The organism is Nitrosopumilus sp. b3 (genome assembly GCF_014078525.1).
Lineage (GTDB): Archaea > Thermoproteota > Nitrososphaeria > Nitrososphaerales > Nitrosopumilaceae > Nitrosopumilus.
In genome coordinates this window covers 58,394-77,891 of the sequence record NZ_MU078693.1, presented here as the reverse complement: position 1 = coordinate 77,891, position 19,498 = coordinate 58,394, and the positions used below count along the sequence as shown (strand labels likewise).

At 31.6% G+C, this 19,498-nt stretch carries 28 protein-coding genes; 19 read left to right on the top strand and 9 right to left on the bottom strand.

Annotation, left to right across the window (positions count from 1 at the left end; translation table 11 throughout):
• Positions 1–28: 28 nt before the first annotated feature.
• From C6990_RS00425 to C6990_RS00380, 10 genes are all read left to right on the top strand, one after another.
• Positions 29–502 carry a PUA domain-containing protein gene (locus tag C6990_RS00425; RefSeq protein WP_182127790.1) on the top strand — a complete coding sequence of 158 codons (474 nt, stop codon included), beginning with the start codon at positions 29–31 and terminating at the stop codon, positions 500–502.
• Positions 499–843 (top strand): nascent polypeptide-associated complex protein, encoded by a 345-nt coding sequence (locus C6990_RS00420; RefSeq protein ID WP_182127789.1) that lies wholly within the window; start codon positions 499–501, stop codon positions 841–843. Before C6990_RS00425 ends, C6990_RS00420 begins: the two co-directional genes overlap by 4 nt.
• Before the next feature lie 91 nt (positions 844–934).
• Positions 935–1,261, top strand: coding sequence for a hypothetical protein (locus C6990_RS00415; RefSeq protein ID WP_182128041.1), 327 nt, complete (start codon positions 935–937; stop codon positions 1,259–1,261).
• Positions 1,262–1,381: 120 nt separating this feature from the next.
• Positions 1,382–1,945 carry a hypothetical protein gene (locus C6990_RS00410; RefSeq protein ID WP_182128040.1) on the top strand — a complete coding sequence of 188 codons (564 nt, stop codon included), beginning with the start codon at positions 1,382–1,384 and terminating at the stop codon, positions 1,943–1,945.
• Between the two features lie 329 nt (positions 1,946–2,274).
• Entirely contained in the window at positions 2,275–2,730 is a 456-nt protein-coding gene (locus tag C6990_RS00405; protein WP_182127788.1) for a hypothetical protein, read from the top strand.
• A gap of 17 nt (positions 2,731–2,747) precedes the next feature.
• Positions 2,748–3,089 (top strand): proteasome assembly chaperone 4, encoded by a 342-nt coding sequence (locus C6990_RS00400; RefSeq protein WP_182127787.1) that lies wholly within the window; start codon positions 2,748–2,750, stop codon positions 3,087–3,089.
• On the top strand, positions 3,082–4,413 hold the full coding sequence (locus C6990_RS00395) for a UbiD family decarboxylase (RefSeq protein ID WP_182127786.1): 1,332 nt from the start codon (positions 3,082–3,084) through the stop codon (positions 4,411–4,413). The genes C6990_RS00400 and C6990_RS00395 overlap by 8 nt, the downstream gene beginning before the upstream one ends.
• A 56-nt stretch (positions 4,414–4,469) precedes the next feature.
• The gene (locus C6990_RS00390; protein WP_182127785.1) at positions 4,470–4,958 is read left to right on the top strand and encodes an acyl-CoA thioesterase; all 489 of its coding nucleotides are present in this window, start codon (positions 4,470–4,472) and stop codon (positions 4,956–4,958) included.
• Between the two features lie 52 nt (positions 4,959–5,010).
• Positions 5,011–5,421, top strand: a complete 411-nt coding sequence (locus tag C6990_RS00385) for a hypothetical protein (RefSeq protein WP_182127784.1) — start codon at positions 5,011–5,013, stop codon at positions 5,419–5,421.
• Positions 5,422–5,478: 57 nt separating this feature from the next.
• Entirely contained in the window at positions 5,479–5,640 is a 162-nt protein-coding gene (locus C6990_RS00380) for a hypothetical protein (protein WP_182127783.1), read from the top strand.
• A gap of 136 nt (positions 5,641–5,776) precedes the next feature.
• On the opposite strand, the gene C6990_RS00375 is transcribed toward C6990_RS00380, so the two are convergent.
• Positions 5,777–6,190: a hypothetical protein gene (locus tag C6990_RS00375; RefSeq protein ID WP_182127782.1), complete on the bottom strand. Its 414-nt coding sequence runs from the start codon at positions 6,188–6,190 to the stop codon at positions 5,777–5,779.
• Positions 6,191–6,333: 143 nt separating this feature from the next.
• On the opposite strand from C6990_RS00375, the gene C6990_RS00370 reads away from it, so the two are divergent.
• The gene (locus tag C6990_RS00370; protein WP_182127781.1) at positions 6,334–6,993 is read left to right on the top strand and encodes a hypothetical protein; all 660 of its coding nucleotides are present in this window, start codon (positions 6,334–6,336) and stop codon (positions 6,991–6,993) included.
• Between the two features lie 9 nt (positions 6,994–7,002).
• Here the strand turns inward: C6990_RS00370 and C6990_RS00365 are convergent, their stop codons facing one another.
• Positions 7,003–7,686, bottom strand: a complete 684-nt coding sequence (locus tag C6990_RS00365; RefSeq protein WP_182127780.1) for a hypothetical protein — start codon at positions 7,684–7,686, stop codon at positions 7,003–7,005.
• The gene (locus C6990_RS00360; RefSeq protein ID WP_182127779.1) at positions 7,683–8,066 is read right to left on the bottom strand and encodes a hypothetical protein; all 384 of its coding nucleotides are present in this window, start codon (positions 8,064–8,066) and stop codon (positions 7,683–7,685) included. The genes C6990_RS00365 and C6990_RS00360 overlap by 4 nt, the downstream gene beginning before the upstream one ends.
• Before the next feature lie 140 nt (positions 8,067–8,206).
• On the opposite strand from C6990_RS00360, the gene C6990_RS10920 reads away from it, so the two are divergent.
• A complete protein-coding gene (locus tag C6990_RS10920; RefSeq protein WP_255465049.1) occupies positions 8,207–9,388 on the top strand; it encodes a DUF5679 domain-containing protein in 1,182 nt (393 codons plus the stop codon).
• Between the two features lie 5 nt (positions 9,389–9,393).
• Here C6990_RS10920 and C6990_RS00350 read toward each other — a convergent pair whose 3' ends face one another.
• Positions 9,394–9,870: a hypothetical protein gene (locus C6990_RS00350; protein WP_182127778.1), complete on the bottom strand. Its 477-nt coding sequence runs from the start codon at positions 9,868–9,870 to the stop codon at positions 9,394–9,396.
• Between the two features lie 318 nt (positions 9,871–10,188).
• On the opposite strand from C6990_RS00350, the gene C6990_RS00345 reads away from it, so the two are divergent.
• Positions 10,189–10,398 (top strand): hypothetical protein, encoded by a 210-nt coding sequence (locus C6990_RS00345; protein WP_182127777.1) that lies wholly within the window; start codon positions 10,189–10,191, stop codon positions 10,396–10,398.
• Here C6990_RS00345 and cyoE read toward each other — a convergent pair.
• From cyoE to asd, 3 genes are all read right to left on the bottom strand, one after another.
• A complete protein-coding gene (gene cyoE, locus C6990_RS00340; protein ID WP_182127776.1) occupies positions 10,393–11,322 on the bottom strand; it encodes a heme o synthase in 930 nt (309 codons plus the stop codon). The two genes, C6990_RS00345 and cyoE, sit on opposite strands and share 6 nt — an antisense overlap.
• Positions 11,323–11,324: 2 nt before the next feature.
• A complete protein-coding gene (locus C6990_RS00335) occupies positions 11,325–11,732 on the bottom strand; it encodes an Lrp/AsnC family transcriptional regulator (RefSeq protein ID WP_246282225.1) in 408 nt (135 codons plus the stop codon).
• 131 nt (positions 11,733–11,863) lie between these two features.
• On the bottom strand, positions 11,864–12,940 hold the full coding sequence (gene asd / locus C6990_RS00330) for an aspartate-semialdehyde dehydrogenase (protein ID WP_182127775.1): 1,077 nt from the start codon (positions 12,938–12,940) through the stop codon (positions 11,864–11,866).
• A gap of 83 nt (positions 12,941–13,023) precedes the next feature.
• On the opposite strand from asd, the gene cobD reads away from it, so the two are divergent.
• From cobD to C6990_RS00305, 5 genes are read left to right on the top strand one after another with little or no spacing between them, the layout of a single operon-like run.
• The gene (cobD, locus tag C6990_RS00325) at positions 13,024–14,103 is read left to right on the top strand and encodes a threonine-phosphate decarboxylase CobD (protein ID WP_182127774.1); all 1,080 of its coding nucleotides are present in this window, start codon (positions 13,024–13,026) and stop codon (positions 14,101–14,103) included.
• Positions 14,100–14,939 carry a cobyric acid synthase gene (locus tag C6990_RS00320; protein WP_182127773.1) on the top strand — a complete coding sequence of 280 codons (840 nt, stop codon included), beginning with the start codon at positions 14,100–14,102 and terminating at the stop codon, positions 14,937–14,939. The genes cobD and C6990_RS00320 overlap by 4 nt, the downstream gene beginning before the upstream one ends.
• Positions 14,936–15,907 (top strand): cobalamin biosynthesis protein, encoded by a 972-nt coding sequence (locus tag C6990_RS00315; protein ID WP_182127772.1) that lies wholly within the window; start codon positions 14,936–14,938, stop codon positions 15,905–15,907. Before C6990_RS00320 ends, C6990_RS00315 begins: the two co-directional genes overlap by 4 nt.
• Positions 15,900–16,625, top strand: a complete 726-nt coding sequence (cobS, locus tag C6990_RS00310) for an adenosylcobinamide-GDP ribazoletransferase (RefSeq protein WP_182127771.1) — start codon at positions 15,900–15,902, stop codon at positions 16,623–16,625. Before C6990_RS00315 ends, cobS begins: the two co-directional genes overlap by 8 nt.
• Complete coding sequence (locus tag C6990_RS00305; RefSeq protein WP_182127770.1) at positions 16,622–17,206, top strand: NTP transferase domain-containing protein; 585 nt, start codon at positions 16,622–16,624, stop codon at positions 17,204–17,206. The genes cobS and C6990_RS00305 overlap by 4 nt, the downstream gene beginning before the upstream one ends.
• Here C6990_RS00305 and C6990_RS00300 read toward each other — a convergent pair.
• Both C6990_RS00300 and C6990_RS00295 read right to left on the bottom strand, forming a co-directional pair.
• A complete protein-coding gene (locus C6990_RS00300; protein ID WP_048114948.1) occupies positions 17,189–17,386 on the bottom strand; it encodes a 30S ribosomal protein S27e in 198 nt (65 codons plus the stop codon). The genes C6990_RS00305 and C6990_RS00300 overlap by 18 nt on opposite strands.
• Complete coding sequence (locus C6990_RS00295; RefSeq protein WP_109877403.1) at positions 17,383–17,664, bottom strand: 50S ribosomal protein L44e; 282 nt, start codon at positions 17,662–17,664, stop codon at positions 17,383–17,385. The genes C6990_RS00300 and C6990_RS00295 overlap by 4 nt, the downstream gene beginning before the upstream one ends.
• Before the next feature lie 118 nt (positions 17,665–17,782).
• Between C6990_RS00295 and C6990_RS00290 the strand changes: the two genes are divergently transcribed.
• Positions 17,783–19,498 (top strand): adenine deaminase, encoded by a 1,716-nt coding sequence (locus C6990_RS00290; protein ID WP_182128038.1) that lies wholly within the window; start codon positions 17,783–17,785, stop codon positions 19,496–19,498.

Here is a 19,498-nt window from a genome sequence, read left to right as displayed (position 1 = left end):
AATATTTAGAATAAAAAATATCATGGGTATGGAACAAATTCTTAAACTTCAGTATTCGCTTGATGCATTATTTGGAAATGGCGTTTCAAAGCATCTACCAAAAAATATTGAAATGACATTTTCACGAAAGACTGGAAGAATACGAACTGTTTTACATGATGGAAGAATATTGTGCACTTTGAGAATAGATGGTGGTTTAGCAATTAGCCCTTACTTTGCACAAATTTTACTAAAAAGTAAAGCATTCAAAGAAAATTGTGTTGAGATTAACCAGGATGCTGCACCTTTTGTAATGGAAGGCAAATCGGTATTTTGTAAGCATGTGATTTGGTGTGGAAATAAAGTAAGAATTTCTGCTGATACTCCAATATTGTTTAAAGACAGAGTCATTGCAGTTGGCAAAGCTGTCTTATCCCATGAGATGATATCTGATTTTAATAGAGGTGTGGCAATTAAGGTCAGAGATAGTTTAAAAAGTCCTAAAGGGGAAATAGAATCATGATGCGTGGAGGCGGAAATCGCGAAATGCGAAGGATGATGGATAAGATGGGTCTAGATATGAATGAATTATCAAATGTTCAAGAAGTTATAATTAAGACTGATAAAAAAGAGATCATTATCACAAAACCTGCAGTTACTGAAATGAAAGCAAAGGACAACTCAATTTTTACAGTAACTGCCAATAGCTATGAAGAAAGAGAATTAGAGGTTCCAATTTACTCTGAAGAGGATATTCAACTTGTTAGCCAACAAGCTGGAGTTGATGAAGAAAAGGCTAAAAATGCTTTAGAGGAAGCCAAGGGCGATCTTGCTAGAGCAATCTTACTTTTAACAACTGGATAATCTCAATCTTTTATTATTTTGTGCCTAAAAATCAACTAAAAATGAATGATTTAAGTATTGGATTTATCGAATTTGAGGTATAATGAGTAGTATGGCTGAATCCAAAGTTACCGGAATTATCAAATCCCTAAATGCCTTGGAAGATGATTTAGATTCTTTAAACAGCAAAGTTGGTGATATGAAAAAACAATTGAATCTAAAAGCTCAGAATGAAATTGATACATTATTAGAAAAGACTAGAGAAATGGCTACAAAGGAAGCTGAAGTAATAATTAACGCATCTAAAGAAAAAGCAACTTCTGAATCTTCAAGAATTTCACAAGAAGGAGAGGCTAAATTATCTGAAATCCAATCTACAATTGATGCCAATTTTGATGAAGCAGTGAAACATGTGGTGTCAACTGTTTTGAAGGCATAAACCTAAATTTCATATTTCATAAAATTGCTTATAGATCCCTTACTCAATACCCGTATTGGAATTGCTACTACATATGGTAAACCCTACTATAGATTTTCAACATACCTTAAGAAACTAGAATTGTCTTTTGATTCAATACTACCTGAGGATATCTCTGGTTATTCTGGACATCTAATTTTCACTACCAAGAAAGAATCCCCCAAAAAATGTAAAAAACTAATACTACATGAGGATATCTTTGAGCATCATTCAACTGTAATTAGAGGTATAATGATACAAAAACTAAATCTAGATTTTGAAGATGAAATTTTAATTTTAGGAATTGATCCGGGACAAAGAATTGGTTTATCTGTTTTTTATTATGGACAAGAAATTGAGAGCTCTTTTCATTTATCTGTGGAAGATCTTATTTTCCATATTATTCAAATTTTGAGTGGTCTAAGAGCAAAAAGAAAAATCATCAAAATTGGAAATGGAAATATGGAAATTGCCAAAAAAATAGTTTCAATGCTGAATCTAAATTTCTGTTCATCCTTTGAATTAGAATTTGTTGATGAAAGTAGAACTAGTTTAAAAATCAAAAATTTTAATCAACGTGGGAAACGTGATATGCTTTCTGCAAAATATATCTCTCAGCGAAATGGTTTTAGACATTCAATACTACCTCTATCAATTACTGGCTGAAAAATCAAAAATTTATTGAATTTTTTGATTAATTCATGAATACTTAATTTGTGTAGTGATGAAAGTATGATGATTTTTTCTAATTTTTTTATTTTTTATGCTATTTCATGAAATTTTTTCTTAAACAACTATATGTGTACATATTATTTTTTCAAAAATCAAGGTTTTGAAATAAGCTATACATATTTATGGCAGATTTCTTGGTTTTTTTTGCAACTAATTCTGTTGATCGTTACATAATAGATAATTATTACAACTTTTTAATTTTTTATTGTAATTATTATCGATCCATGCTTATATAGTTATGATTTCTATATTAAAATACCAAGATGACTTGTAAAGGAATTTGTGTTAGATATAAGGCTCAAAAGCCTGTTGGAACCGGAAGATATGCTTCAGGACAACGTCGATGCCAAATTTGTGAGATTTTCATCAAATGGGAAGGACTTTGGTGTCCATGTTGTGGATATAGACTAAGAACAAAACCACGTAATCTAAAATACAAAGCAAAATTACGTGCTAGAGTTGAGGCTGATTCTATTGAAGCTAAAGCAGTTGCTGATACCCAACCAGAAGAAATTGAAGTTGAAGTAAAAGCAAAAAGTAAATCAAAAGCAAAAACTGCAAAATCCAAAGTTGCAACAAAAACTAAAGAAAAAACTCCATGCAAACACTGTGAAAAACTATTTGTTTATCCAGATAAACATGAAAAGAACTGTAAAAAGAATCCTGAGGTTAAAGTTGCATCTTCTCATGCGAATGAATCAATAGCAATAAAAGCATAAGACTTGTTCATAGCTTATTGAACTCTCCAGATGGATTTTTCCAGAAAACGGTAAATTTGGAGAGCCGTAACTTCTTTTTACAAATTCAAAAATTTGAAAATGGATATTTTATTTCAATAACTGAAGGTTCTAAAAAAATTGGTTCAATTGTTGCTTCTTTAGCCACAGGACCCACCCCAATTACTACTACTGTTATTCCTGCAAGAACTGACTCTCTTTTCTTAAAACTCGTAGCTGAACGCATAAGTACTAGAATGCGAGGAATTGCTTTAGTTTCAGTATTCATTCAAAAAGAACTGGAAACAGATACTGCAAAAGCCTTAATGTCTGAAATTATGGAAATGATTGAAAATGAGTGATTTAAGAAATTATATTTCTCAAGTTAAAAAGATTCACGATCTCAAAACTGTAAAAACAAAGGTTTCGACCAAATATGAGATTGCTGGAATTACTGCTAAAGTTGATGGCTCATATGCTGTTTTATTTGAAAATATTAAAGAAAGTAATTTTCAATTAGTTGCCAATTTGGTTGGAACGAGAAAAAGATTTGCTTTGGTAGTTGGAGGAAATGAAAATAATATCCATGAAAAAATTATTGCGGCAATTAAAAAAGCTAAAAAACCAAAAATTATCACCTCGGGAAAATTCATGGAAAACAAGTCAAAAAATTTGCTTTCCATGCCTATTGTAACTCATTTTGAAAAAGAATCAGGTCCTTTTATCACATCTTCTGTAGCATATGCCAAAAATCCTGAAACTGGAAAACAAAACTCCTCATTTCATAGATTAATGCCAATTGATAAAACTCATTTTTCTATCCGAATGGTTGAAGGACGACATCTTCACAGGTGTTTTGTTGATGCTAAAGAACATGGGGAAGATCTCAAAATCGCAATTACTGTAGGTGTTCATCCAGCAATTTCTATTGCAGGTGCATATCAAGCTGAATGGGGAAAAGATGAGATTGATATTGCAAATTCACTTTTGGGTGGAAAACTAACTTTAACAAAACTTCCTTTTTCAGGATTGAATGTACCATCAGGTTCAGAATTTGTAATGGAAGGAAAAATTCTTCGCGATAAAACTCATCCTGAATGGATGGTTGAAATGCTTCAAACATATGATCATAAAAGATCTCAACCTGTTTTTGAACTTGAAAATATGTTCTTTAGAAATAATCCTATTTTTCATGATGTTCTTTCGGGATATTCTGAGCATAGATTACTTATGGGAATGCCAATTGAATCAAAGCTAAATGGTGAACTGAAAAAATCTTTTCCTCAAACACTACAAGTCTCTATGACTAATGGTGGATGTAATTGGCTACATGCAGTTGTTCAAATTAAAAAGCAAAATGATTCTGAACCTAAAAAAATAATCAAAAAAACATTTGAATCCCATCGTTCATTAAAACAAGTAACTGTAGTAGATGAAGATATTGATCCAAATAGTGCAGAATCAGTTGAATATGCAATGGCTACAAGATTTCAGGCTGACAAAGATCTAGTAATTCTTAAGAATGTACGTGGCTCAAGTCTTGATCCTTCAAGTGACCAAAAAAAATTACAAACTGCTAAAATGGGAATTGATGCAACGCGTTCTCTGTCTAAACGTCCAGAAGGTTTTGAATTGGCGAAAATCCCAAAAATTGATAAAATTAACCTAAAAAAATATCTCAAATAAACAAATCAACTGATTAAATTAAATTGGATGAACAAAAAATCATTTTGAATTAAAATATGTCCCCAGAAGAAACCCAAATCCGTGAAAAAAGTCCTTCAGAATCTCATGCAGAAGTAATTGTTAGGATGTTCCCTTCTGATGCAAATCCTGCAGGAAATGTGTTTGGTGGTGAAATTTTAAAGCATATTGATATGGTTGCAGGAATTGTAGCTCAACGACATTCTCAATCAAATGCAGTAACTGTTTCTATGGATAGTGTTAATTTCCTAAAACCTGTATTTGTTGGAAATGTTTTAACATTGAATGCAAGAATTAACTATGTTCATAATTCCTCAATGGAAATTGAAGTTCGTGCAGAAGCTGAAGATATTGTAACTGGGATAAGAACACTTACTGGAACTGCATTTGTAACATTTGTGGCCCTTGACAAAAATGGAAAACCAACACATGCACCAAAATTGGCCCTCAAAACAGATGAAGACAGAACAAAATTTGAGGAAGGCAAACTTCGAATGGAAAAACGTCTAAGAAACCGTCAAAAATAAACTTCGATTTTCTATAGATCCATTTAAGAATAGCATAAACTATCAATAGTTATTGTCTGAACAAGATAAAAATAATGAATGGGATTCTTTGTGGCAAGAATATACAAAGTCACTTGAAAACTGGAAAACCGTTTATGAACAAATACAAAAAGCAAGTAGTGACATGCAAGAAAAATTCAACCAAGTATGGGATAAGGCTACAGTTGAATCTAGTACTGAAACCATGAAATTATTTACTGAAAACTGGCAAAAATCAATGGCTGAAGCCGGAATGAATTCCTTCAAAGAATTTACTGAAAACTGGCAAAAAGTCGTTAGTGATTCCAATGCTTCATCTTTCAAGCAATTTACTGAAAACTGGCAAAAAACCCTCAGTTCATCTGGATTAGAACAAATGAATGCATATGGTGAAATGATGAAAAAATTCGCTGAAACTTGGAGTTCAATGTGGCCAAAATCTTAATTCGCTGAATCGAGACAAAAGTTACTCTTTTTTTGTAGTTGTACTGCTATAGAAATAATGACTGCTATTGGAGTTACAATGTACTTATTTTATCTTGGTGAATCTACCTTGGCATTAATCTCAATGGTGGTTTTTGGTAAACTGATTGTTTTTCACTTTGTAATGGATTACTTTGATAAACAAAATCTAAAAAAAATTGTAAAATCTTCAAAACTTTGAATATTTCTTGATTACCAATTTCTGAATTTACTATAATTATTTCTATTTTTTATACACGAAATTATGAATTTTATAAAATTATCATTTTTAGAATAAATAAATGGCATAAAGAAAATAAAAAGAAAAATCAATCATACTAGTTTTTCTGTATGATTGGATTAATCCAGGATTGAATTGTATTTTTATTCAATTCAGCAAATGCGTTTATGTTATCATTGAATGCTTTGAAATTTTGTACGGTTGCATCAATTGTTGTTTTTACAAATTGATTGTTTGTTGTAGTTGCTTGAACAATTTGCTTGTTAGTATCTATAATTGCAGTTTTTGCAGCTTCTGGAATATCAGTTGTAATTCCAGCTTTTTTTGCAAATTCTTGTTGAACAGATACAGATGCATTGATTGTTTTCTCACAAGTTTTCATACATTCTTCTTGCAATTGTGTCATAGCTTGAAAATACTGTGGGGTTATTTTTGAAATATTTTCAAAGTATTTTTGCACATTTTGCTTGTACATTGAATATACATTGTTTGATTGAGTTTGTGTACTCATACCATTCAATTCTCATACCAGTATATATACTATTGGTAATGATTGGTAATAATTGGTAATGATTGGTTTAGAGATAAACCTCTAGATTAGACCTATGTTTGCACTTTCAAAAGAATAAAACACAATTAATTTAGAATTTTGTAATGGAATCTACTCAAAATGAGTGCTATGTTGAATTATCAAGTTTTGACGATTTAGCAAGATATGCTTGTGCATTTCGGGAATATCCTAGAAGAGTATACTCTCAAGATCTAAATGGATTGAAAATTATTTCAAGCAGTTTTGCCCTTGCAAATACTTTGTTGATTTTTTATACCCCTGTGCCAAAAATTGGTAGTTATGTTTCATATCAAGTAAAAGGTGATAAAGAAATTTGTGATATTGTGGAATCTACAAAAAATATCTCTCACTATGCCCCAATTGTTCATATGAAATCAGAAATTTCACCTCTTCCAGTAAAATCCAAAAAACTCTCAGATCAGTTTCATCCGATTCAAGTAAAAGATTTAGGAAGTTTAGCCCGATTAACATATGATCCAGAATTTCCTGATGAATCTAATCTTACACTATATACACTCCAACAAAATGAATCTTGGGTTATTGGATATATCACATCATTGGATATGGAACAAGTATTCTATAATTTTAATTATGTCAAATTAGATTCTGAGCCTTCAAAACATTTTCTAAAATATCAAGGAAATCAAAAAAAATCTCCAGAGTTTTCTAATACTATTGAACATGGGTTCTCGTATTTTCCAATAATTAAAATCAAAACTACACCATCAATTTTTGGATTTTAAACATTTTCATTATTTCCATATTGTTAATTCTTTAATTTTCCCCCTTGATTCATCAACTAATCGTTTCATTACAGAAATGTAAATTTCAGATGCATATGCAATTTCAATGTCAATATCATCCCCAATATCTAAAAATGCTGATGCAATTACTTGATTTTGGCCAACTTTAGGCTCATTTTTTTCATTTCTTTTATGATTGATTATTTCTAAAAATATTGGTAATTGCCTTTTTATTTCAATATCTAACTCTTCTTTCATTCGCAGTTTTTCATTACTTAGATTAACTTTGATCTGTTGATTAATGTCATCTTTGTAGCGGTCTGATGCTCTAATCATTATTTTAATTTCAGGAATTTTTTTTGATTTACTCTTAAATTCACATATTTTTTTCATAAAGTTTGGATATGGACTTTCATGTTCTTGATTAAATTTTTGTGAAAACCATTCTGAGAATTTTATTGCATTTTCATCATTTTTCATTATAGCTTTTTCATAAAATTTTTTTTTTGTAATTTTTCCAACAATAAATAACCCAAAATCCCTATCAGCTTCTTTGAAAATATCATCATAAGTATTCATTACTGAATCGAGGAATTCATTAAAAAAATGATTTACATAAAATGGATCAGGATCATATTTTTTAATTTGTTTTAGAAAAATTTCACAATTTTTTATTTTTTCTTCAATATTCATTGATCTTTGCCAGATTCAAGGTTTAGATATTTTGATTGAGCTTTCAAACTTGTTGCTAATTCTTTGAAAATCTCATTTACGCTAACATCTACCAAATTTATGGTGGCATTTTCCTTAACAATCTGTTTTTCAAATTTTTCTTTAATTGCAAAAGATACTGACGACCAGTGTAAAACCCCTTTTAATTGCTCTTCGGCTGTGACATTTGTAGTAGGAAAATTTGCTGGTGAAAATACAATCCCATTTGTCCATTGCATTGTAGGTATTCCTCCACCTGAAGATCTTGTGCTAAATGCTATCTGTTTTACCCAATCATCAAATTGGTATTCGATTACTTCATGAATTATCAATTTTTTCCAAGGTTCTATTGATATTTCCATTTGATTACTTACGATATCTACCAATTATAATCTTATTTCCATCTATTTTATTTTTTCAAAATCCCATTGACAAATAATTAGATCAAAATTTTCTTAATTCTAATTGCTTATTTACTAGACATCAATCATTATTTTTTATAATGGATAAATGGGCTGACTATTTAATTTCTGAAGTCAGTTATGATTCTGAGCATTTGATCAATGTTGCACTACGGCATCAAGAAACAAAACAAGGCATTACAAAAGGAAAACCTGTAGATCGTCTAACAATTGCATCTGATATTAAAAATGGTTTAGTCTACATCACAATTTACAGTGGAAAAAATTCTTGGAAAAAAGGGCATAAAATTGAAACATTTTCAATTAAAGGTACTCCGTATCTCAGAATTGATGGAAATAAAGTAAAACTAGATTACCTTGGTGACATACAAGAATTCCCAATTCCTAAATCTGAATTAACCGAAAAATTAGAATCACCACCAGAACCCGTCACTGAACCAGAACCACCTTCCAGTCCTAGAGGCTCATTGCCAAAAGATTCAACTGAAGAGCTTCCTCAAGAACTTGATCTTGCACCAGAACCCGTCACTGAACCAGAAGAGGAAGATGCAACTCCTGAACAACTAGCTAGATTAGAACAATTAGAAAAACAAATTGAGAAATTAGAATCACCACCAGAACCCGTCACTGAACCAGAACCACCTTCCAGTCCTAGAGGCTCATTGCCAAAAGATTCAACTGAAGAGCTTCCTCAAGAACTTGATCTTGCACCAGAACCCGTCACTGAACCAGAAGAGGAAGAAGCAACTCCTGAACAATTATCTCAATTAAATGAATTACAACAACAAATTGATGACTTGGAAAATATCTTATCTGCCAATTCTATATCTACATCTGAACCAGAAGAGGAAGAAGCAACTCCTGAACAATTATCTCAATTAAATGAATTACAACAACAAATTGATGAGTTAGAAAAAATCTTATCATCCAAACTAAATCCCACTAAGGAACCCTCTACCAAATCAACTTCTAAGGCTAAAAAATCCTCAAAATCAACAGATAAAAAAATTGAACAAAAAATTATCAAAACATTACAAAAACAAAATCAAAAACTTGATGAGATTGAGAATAAACTCCATAAATCAACTACTGAAAAAACTACAGACTCCAGTCCACTTGATGCATATTGTGTAAAATGTAAATCTAAAAGAATCATTGAGAATCCTAAAGATACAACTATGAAAAATGGTAGGCCAGCAATACGTGGAATATGTTCAGTTTGTAAATGTAAAGTATTTAGAATTATTAAAAAGAAAAAATAATTTAATTACATCTGACCTGATTGCCATGCTTGATTGAATCTTTTGATAGCTTCCTGATATGCTGTAATTGAATCATCTCCTGATGTTGAAAGAAATTTTTCCCATTGCTCATTAAATTTCTTAATTGATTCAATATTGGTCTCTTTGAAAATACCTTCAATCATCTTTGTTTGTTGTTTGATATATTGAGGGCCGATTTCTTCCCAAGTAGTCTCCCAACTCGAGCTTACTTTTTTTAATAATTCTGCATCCGATTCTAATGCTTTTTGACATGCATCATGATACGTCATCAAAGTTTCATTGGTAGCTTTTTGCCACTGTGCTAGGGATTCTTTCCATCCATTTAATGCAGAATTATATTCCTTCCATGCTTTCTCAAATTCTGGCTTTTTTGATGATGTACTTTTAACTTGTTTTTTTGGCTTGGTTGCTGCTTTTTTAACTGGTTTCTTTTTAGCAGTTACCTTCTTTCGTGCCGCCATATCTTAGTTAAAAAATAGTAGATGTTAAATCTTTCAAAAATTCCTGGATTTTAAAAATTGTTAAATATTTTGTTAAAACTTTGAGGCCTTGGAAAATTTTGGCATGTGTTTTTTATCTTTATTTTTAAATAATCGTAAGTGTTCTTTGCAAAGATTCCTTGTTTCTCTAAAACTTATACTAACTGTCTCAATTGCTTTTAATTTGCATTCTGAAATACTACATTTCAATAAGTTGGATTATTCTCAATTAGTAATAAAACTTTGAAATTACATAATTACCAATGGTAACTTTTTATCAATGCAATATCTCAAAAAAATATGAATGATGATGAAAAAGGAAAACGATTTTTAGAATTAATTGATAAACAAAATAATCTTCAATGGAGCACTATTGCAAAATTATCTTCATTAATTAAATCAAAATGGAATTCAACTGAACTCCAAAATGAACTTGAAGAATTAGTGGAAGAACATTCTAAGATTACTAAAGAACTTAACAGTCTTGATGAAAATAGCAGTATTTTATAACGCTGAATCTACCATTAATGCAATAAACAATACTGCCAAATAGGGACTTGAAAATTTAAACAATGTCCATGAAGCCTTTTCCATAGGTTTGGCAATAACCCATATTGATAAGCCAATCATTAATGCACCAGATGCAATTGCAGTCCATAGATATACACTACCAACCATTGCATCCCCACTTTCTGTACTAATAAAAAATGGCGCAATTGAAAATAATACCATGACAACAGTAGAACCTGCAATAGCTCTTGCTGATGTTTTTTCAGATTGTACTGCTGTAAGCATTGGGACATTTACTTTGTTATAATCATCTTTGAAATGTAATGTCAAAGCCCATATGTGCATTGGAATCCAAATGAATACTAATCCTGCCATTGCAAGACCCATTGTCCATAAATCTGACATACTGACAGCTACCCATCCAATCATTGGAGGTGATCCCCCACATAGACCTCCTAAAATTATGTTGGTTCTAGAATTTCTTTTCAAGGCATATGAATAAACTAGAATATTATTTACTAATCCAAATGCAATGAATCCAGTTGCCCATAATCCTTGTTCAAATGTTGTAGTAAAAGAAATACCAAATGCTAAAACTAGTGATATTCCTGCTAATGCCAGTCCAAAATTCCTTGCTTTTTCTGCAGGGTAGATTCTTTTTGATGGAAGAGGTCTACCTTTTGTTCTTTCCATAATGGCATCAATATCTCTATCATGATAGTTAGTCAATGTATTTGCAGCAGCTGAACCTGCAGCAACTGAAAATAGCATAAGTAGCCATGTTGCTGGAGAAATCTCAATATCATAAATGTTAGATGCTGTTAACGCTGCGCCAAATGCAGTAAATACAAGAAGATACCAAATCTTTGGTTTTGTTAATTCATAATAAACTGCAACTCGGGATTCGGACTTTTGTTTTTGCAATATTAGTCACTACCCTTTGATGGCATATATGGCATTGCTTTCATTCGTGATTTCATCTCAATAAATGATTCTGAAGACTGAATTCCTTCAATTCTACCAATACGTTCTGATACCATCTTGTGCATCTGATCCAATGATTTTGAATACATGGTTACCAAAATATCAAATCTTCCCGTGACTTCTGCCACTTCTCTTACTCCATCAATTTTGAATAATTCTTCAATTATATGATCTCGTTTTTTTGTATCCATATTAATTCCAGTTAATGCTTTAACATTATACCCAAGTTCTGCATCATTAACATCAATTGTAAATCGTTCGATTAATTTTCTTTTTACTAACCTTTTGATTCTTGAATATACGACTGATGAATTAACATTAATTTTCTTTGATAATCGAGGTACTGAAATTGATGCATCATTAGATAATTCTGATAAAATTTGTAAATCTAAATCGTCTACTTTTACCGTCTAAAACACCTGAGTCGATCTAGATTTCAGGTTCTTATAAAGTTATTATTGTAAAAATTACAAAAAATTATCTAAATCTTGCCTTTTTTGTATAACATTTCTGCAAGTAATACTGCACCTTTTGCTGAACCCATTTTTTTGTTGTGAGAAAATAGCATGTATTTGAGACCATTATCAAACAGTTCTTCTTTTTCAACTCTACCTATTGTTGTAGTCATTCCATCACCAACAGTTCTTTCCATTCTAGGTTGGGGTCTTGTTGGATCTTCGTGGAATGCATAGAAATCTTTTGGAGCAGAAGGTAGACCTAATACCGAGATATCTTTGTTACATTGATTGTAAGTCTCTTTTGCCTTTGCCGGATCAATTTCCTTTGTAGTTTCAACAAAAACTGATTCAGTATGTCCATCTATTACGGGAACTCTAGTACAAGTACAACTTATTCTAATGTCTGCCTCTTCTATTTTTCCATCAATTAGCTTTCCTAGAATTTTCCTTGTTTCCAGTCTTACCTTACCTTCCTCTTTTGGAATGTATGGAAGAATGTTATCTGTAATTCCCATTGCAGATACACCTGATTTCCCACCACCTGAAATGGCCTGCATCGATGTCATCATGACTTTCTTTGCACCATATTTTTCAAGTAATGGTTTTAGTGTAATTGCCAAACCTGTTGTTGTACAGTTTGGAAGAGGTGCTACCCAACCTTTCCAGTTTCTATTCTTTTTTTGAACTTCAAGTAATTCTGTTTGTTCATCGTTTATTCCTGGAATTAGTATTGGAACATCATTCTCATATCTATATGCTGAACTAGTTGAGATTACGGGTAAATCAGCTGCCATTTTAGTCTCAATATCTCTAGCAGCTAGTGACTCAACTGCAGAAAAAACCAAATCTAGTTGTGAGACATCTAACTCATCAATTGATTTTACTGTCATTTCTTTGATATATTCTGGGATTTCTCCTCCAACATCCCATGCAACAATTCCATTTGCATCCTTTATCGCATCCAAGTATTTCTTACCTGCAGAGCGCTCAGATGCTGCAATTTGAGTCACCTCAAACCATGGATGGTTATTCAATGATTGTACAAATTCTTGGCCAACTGCTCCTGTTACTCCAATAATTGCAACTCGTTTTTTAACCATAATGTGACTATTGTCTTCTTTCAATTAATAATCGTTTTCTGAATTACCACAACATACTAAATCGGCTAATTCTATTTGGAACTGTGAAAATAAGAACAAAATCTTCCATAATTAGACATATTCCTGTGATCCATGGAGGCAGAAATCCTTTAAAAAACCCTGATCCACAAATATTGGATTTTAGTTCAAATATCAATCCCTTGGGAATTCCTAATTCTGTAAAAAAAATACTGAAAAAAAATTTTGATACAATTGAAAATTATCCTGATTTAGGCTCATCTGAATTAATTTCTAGTATAAAAAAATACACAGGTTTGGATAAATCCAATTTACTGGTCGGTAATGGCGCAATTGAAATAATCTATAATTTTTGTTTTGCATTTTTATCATCAAAAAAAACTTTGATATCCATACCCACTTTCCAAGAATATGAAACAGCTGCAAAATTAAATAATGCTAAATTATCATATTTTAAAACACTAAATTTATCTGAAAATATTGATTCATTTATTTCACAAATTCCAAAAAATGGCTGTGTCTTTATTTGTAATCCAAATAACCCAACAGGAAAACTCTTATCAAAAAAATATTTACTTAAAATAATCAATAGGGCAAAAAAACTTTCTTCTATCGTATTTGTTGATGAATGTTTCATTGAACTTGTTCCTGAATCAAATGAATCGGTTATTTCGTATGTCAAAAAACATGACAATCTTTTTGTTTTACGCTCTTTGACTAAATCATTTGGTTTCCCAGGATTAAGAGTTGGATATGCTGCAGGTTCAAAACAAATGATTGAAATATTAAAGAAAATAAAAATTCCTTGGAGTGTTAATTCATTAGCACAAGATGCAGCAAAAATCTCACTTCAAAATAAATCCCACTTAACACAATCAAAATTAATTATTAAAAAGGAACTCAAATACTTAAAAAATAAAATAAATAAATTAAATGGTTTTCAATGTCATGATTCATCTACAAATTTTATTTTAATCAAAACAACTCATGATTCTACAGAAATACAAAAAAAATTACTTAAAAACAAAATTCTAATTCGTGATTGTAAAAATTTTAGAGGATTAAACAATCACTATTTTCGTATTGCTGTAAAATCTCATAAGGATAACCTAAAACTAGTAAAAGCTTTGGAGAGTATTGTATGAAATCATTAATGATTCAAGGAACATCTTCAGGTGCTGGAAAAACAACACTAGTTGCAGCGCTTTGTAGAATTTTCTCAGACAAAGGAATCACTGTTGCACCATTCAAATCTCAAAATATGTCAAACTTTGCATATATCACGCCTACATTTGAAATTTCTCGTGCTCAAGCTATTCAAGCAATTGCTGCTAGATGTGAAATCGCTCCAACATTGAATCCTATTCTGCTAAAGCCTTTGGGAAATTACAATAGTCTTGTATATCTAAATGGCAAACGCTACAAAAAAATGCATGCCAAAGATTATTATGAAAAATTTGTAAATACTGAAGGAATTAAAATCGCAACAAAATCCTTGAAAACTTTGCAGAAAAAATTTGATTTGGTTATTATTGAAGGAGCAGGATCACCAGCTGAAATTAATTTACAAAAATTTGATATTGCAAATATGAGAATTGCAAAAAAAGCAGATGCTTCAGTATTACTTGTTTCTGATATTGACAAAGGCGGTTCTTTTGCAAGTCTTGTGGGTACGATGTCTCTAATAGATAAAAAATATCAACATCTTGTAAAAGGTTTCATATTAAACAAATTTAGAGGTGACATAAACGTACTAAAACCGGGATTTAAAAAACTCAAAAGCATCACCAAGATTCCGGTTGTAGGAACTATTCCATTAATAAATTTGGATTTACCTGAAGAAGACTCTCTTAATGCAAAACCCAAAAATATTGCATGGACTAGGAAAAATCTCTCAAAAATTGATATTGAATTAGATAGATTGGCAAAAATTGTCAAATCAAACATGGATATCAAATCAATTGAGATGATGTTACAATGATTGTTGAATCTGTTTCCATCATAAGCATTGCAATTTTTATTGATTTATTATTTGGAGATCCCAAAAGCAAATATCATCCCACTGCTTGGATTGGAAAATTAATTGCAATTCTGACCCCAGTTGCAAAAAATCAAAATGCTATGTTTGAAAAAGCTGGAGGTATTTTGATAATCACTATTACATCCATTATTGTAATTTCATTACTTTTTGCTTTGAATGTTGGAATATCTATGATCACATTTGATGCTATTTCTATAGTTGTGTCTGTGATTGTAAGTGGATTATTACTAAAAACAACAATTGCTATTAGAGGAATGGAAAAACATGCAACTAGTGTTCTTGAATCACTTGATGAAGATAATCTAGCCAAGGCAAGAGCAAATCTATCTATGATTGTTAAGAGGAATACTAAGAATTTAGATAAAAATCATGTACTTTCGGGCGTACTTGAGAGTATTAGTGAAAATACTGTTGATGGAATTACTGGTCCATTATTCTATTTTTCAATTTTTGGCTTACCTGGAGCATTTGTGTATAGAGTTATCAACACTGCAGATTCAATGATTGGATACAAGACGCAACTCTTCAAAAATATTGGATGGTTTGCTGCAACTTGTGACACCATTTTAAATTACATTCCATCTCGTCTAACTGGATTAGTTATGATCATTTCAGCTGCCATACTTCAAAATAATTGGAAGGAATCATACAAAATAATGATTCGTGATGGTAAAAAAACTGAAAGCCCTAATGCTGGATATCCAATGGCAGCACTTGCAGGAGCTTTGGAAACAAAATTTGAAAAGATAAATCATTACAAGTTGGGTGATGGAGAAATTATACTAACAAAAGAGCATGTGTACTCTGCACTAAATATGATGAAACTTACTTCGATTCTTTTCTTTGGAATTGTCACAATTCCAATTATTACTATCTCATCATTAATTGGATGGTGGATTCATGCTTAAAGAGATTGGATCTGTTTTTTCCTTCTTGACAATATTTCCTGCTTCAAATGCAACATTAGAAAATATTGCAAAATTCATGTATCTTTTCCCTATTGTTGGAATTGCTATTGGTCTTTTAGTTGGTTCCATAGGCTTTGGTCTGTCCTTCTTTTTAGATCCATTACTTGTTAGCTTGCTAGTGGTATCATCAATTGCTATTGTAACTGGAATTCATCATGCAGACGGATTAGCTGATTTTGCTGATGGGTTGATGGTCAAAGGTAGTAAAGACAAAAAACTCAAAGCAATGAAAGATCTTTCTACAGGTTCTGCTGGAATTGTTGGTATTGTATTATACCTAATTGGTTTGATAGTTACAATTTCTCTTACTACTGGATTTGATCTGTTTAAAGCTATTTTGATAAGTGAAATTTTAGCAAAATTCTCAATGGTATTGATGGCAAGTCTGGGAAATTCAGCATCATTAGGATCAAATTCATCTTTTGTCCAAATAATGAAAGATAAGAAAAAACTTGCTGCTGCATTCATAATTATGCTTATTCCTGTGATTGCTATTGGAGAAACTACTGGATTAGTAATGCTTGGAGTAACAGTAACTTTAACTATTTTTCTTTTAGCAATTTCTACTCGTAGTTTTGGAGGAATTACCGGTGATGTACTTGGTGCAACAAATGAACTTACAAGATTGGCTTCATTGATGGTGTTTGTATCTATATGATTGGTATTGTAATGGCTGGTGGCAAGGGTACTCGTATGAATTTAGATGGCGAGAAACTTTTACTCAAATACAAAAAGCCTATCATCTTACATGTAGTTGATTCATTAAAAAATTCAAATTTATTTTCAAAAATTTTAGCCATCACTAGTATTAATTCACCTAAAACAAAAAAATTACTAGAAGAAAATAATATTGAAATTTTTGACACTCCTGGAATTGGATATGTTGAAGATCTAAATTTAGTTCTAAAATCCTTAGATGATAAAGTTTTGATTACTTCTGGTGATTTGCCGTTACTGGATGATGTAATTATTCAAAAAATTGTAAATCAATTCAAGTCTGATAAAACATGGACTAGCATTCTTGTAACTAGAAAATTTTTATCTTCACTTGGACTTGAATCTGATTACCCACTAAATTTTGATAATCAAGTATGCTATTACACTGGAATCTCTTTAGTAAATTCCAATAAAATTTCATCACTAGATGATATGAAAGAAGATTATGTCATTATAGATGATAAAAGAATTGCATTTAATCTAAATTCAAAACAGGATTATGATTTACTCAGCACTGCCTGAGACTTTGCCATTTATTTTAGCTTTAGAACCTGTTGCTTCTGCTAAAGCATTTCCACAGGAATTACATGCAACTTGAGTTGATGCGTGCGAATAAACTACCTGTAATTCACCACATTCATCACAGTTGACTTTTTGGAATTTACTTGATGGTTTTGGAATTTCAATATGATCTTTCTTCATGCTGCCACCAACTCAAATTTCTTAATTCTAACACCCACTTTATTGTATTTCTTTTTACAAACAGTACATGTCATAATAGGAGTAACTTTCTTTGTAACTTTAGCTGGTTTTGCTAATTTTGGAAATTTCTGTCCGCCATATCCCTTTTTACGCTCTGCGTGTCGGCGTTCACCTCTAGCAGAACCGCGTCTTTTTCCAGCCTTGTAAATGGAGACCTTTTGTTCAGTATGTGTTTTACATTTTGCGCAATACTTTCTGATCACCTTAGGGATGTTCATATCAAAAAAACCTCTTCAACCGTAATTTAAGCATTGAATCTATAATAGGCGCAAAATCCAATTAACAACTGTGACTTCGAGCCTAGCAACTTCGATCTCCTCATTGAATTCAGTGGCAATGGGTGACAAAAAAGCCGATCTCATTTTAATAAATTGTAATTTACTTTCAGTGTATACCAGAGAAACTCTTCCAAAAACTCAGATTGCAATAATTCATGATAGAATTGCATATGTTGGTCCCGATGCTTCTCACACTCAAGGTCCAAAAACAACTGTGATAGATGTAAAAAATAGATATGTTTCTCCAGGATTTGCAGATCCTCATTTACATATTGATCAATTTGTATTGCCTTCTGAATTTGTAAAACAGACACTTCTTTGTGGTGTCACTTCTTTATTTTCTGATCCAATTGATATTGTTAGTGTTGCAGGGTACAAAGGTTTTCAAGAATTTCTTAAACTTGGAGAAGATCTACCGGTAAGAATTTTTCAAGTTGTACCAGGGGGTTTACCTGTTGATGCAAAATTTAGTAACAGTAACTCACTTACATTATCACAGGAAAAATCTGCAATAAAACATCCGCATGTTCTTGGTTTGGGCGAAGTTTTTTCATGGACCAAAGTAACTCTTCGTGAACCCAAAACAATGAAATCTATTTCATCTATGCTAGAGCTCGATTGCATAATAAATGGTCACACAGCTGGTGCAAGTGAAAAAAAACTTAATGCATACGTCTCTTCTGGTATACTCTCATGTCATGAACCAATCAATTTTGATCAAGTATTAGAAAGATTACGTCTTGGAATGTGGATTATGATAAGAGAGGGTTCTATAAGACGAGATCTGAAGGAAATAATTCCACATGTTTTGTCTCATGGAACCTATCTCAATCGTTTAATGTTCTGCTCTGATGGTCTTGATCCACTTGATATTAAAAAATTCGGTCATATTGATCATTGTGTTAGAGAATCTATCAAACTTGGCCTCAAACCAATTGATGCAATTACAATGGCATCAAAAAATAATTTTGATTATTACAACATGGGCAAAGATCTGGGTGGAATAGCACCTGGGAAATTAGCCGATATTCTAATCTTTGATGATCTAAAATCAATAAAGCCAAACAAAGTCTTTGTGGGAGGAAAATTAGTAGTAGATAATGGAAAGATTGTAATTCCTATCAAGAAAAAAGCAATATCTCCGTGGTTCAAAAAAACTATTAAACTAAAAAAATTCTCAAAAAATGATTTTGCTATAAAATCAAAAAAGCAAGATGTACTTGCAAATACTATTTCTATGCAAACAGAAATCATTACCAAATTAGGTTCTGCCGAACTTCATTCTAAGGAAGGTCAAATTTCTGCATCTTTAGATTCTGATATATGGAAAGTTGCAGCCTTTGATCGAATCCATGGTACAAATCAGCACTCTATTGGATTTCTTGAAAATTTTGGAGCTGATATAGGTGCATTTGCTTCTACTTGGAGTTTTCATGAAAATGATATGATTGTAATTGGTTCTGATGATTCTGACATGGCTTTTGCTTCAAATCATATCATAAAGAATCAAGGTGGACTAGTTGTAGTAAAATCAGGCAAAATTCTGGCATCTTTACCATTACAATTTGCAGGAATTGTTTCTACAGATTCATTTGAAAAAGTTTCATCAAATTTTGAAAAAATCAATAACGCTATTGTTGATTTAGGGTGTAAATTCTCTAGACCTCACCTGATTCCGTTATTCTTGCCCTTCTTGGCTTTACCTTCAGTTAGAATTCTCTCGGGAGGAATTGTTGATGTGAAAAAACGAAGTTACATTCAGCCGATCAACTAA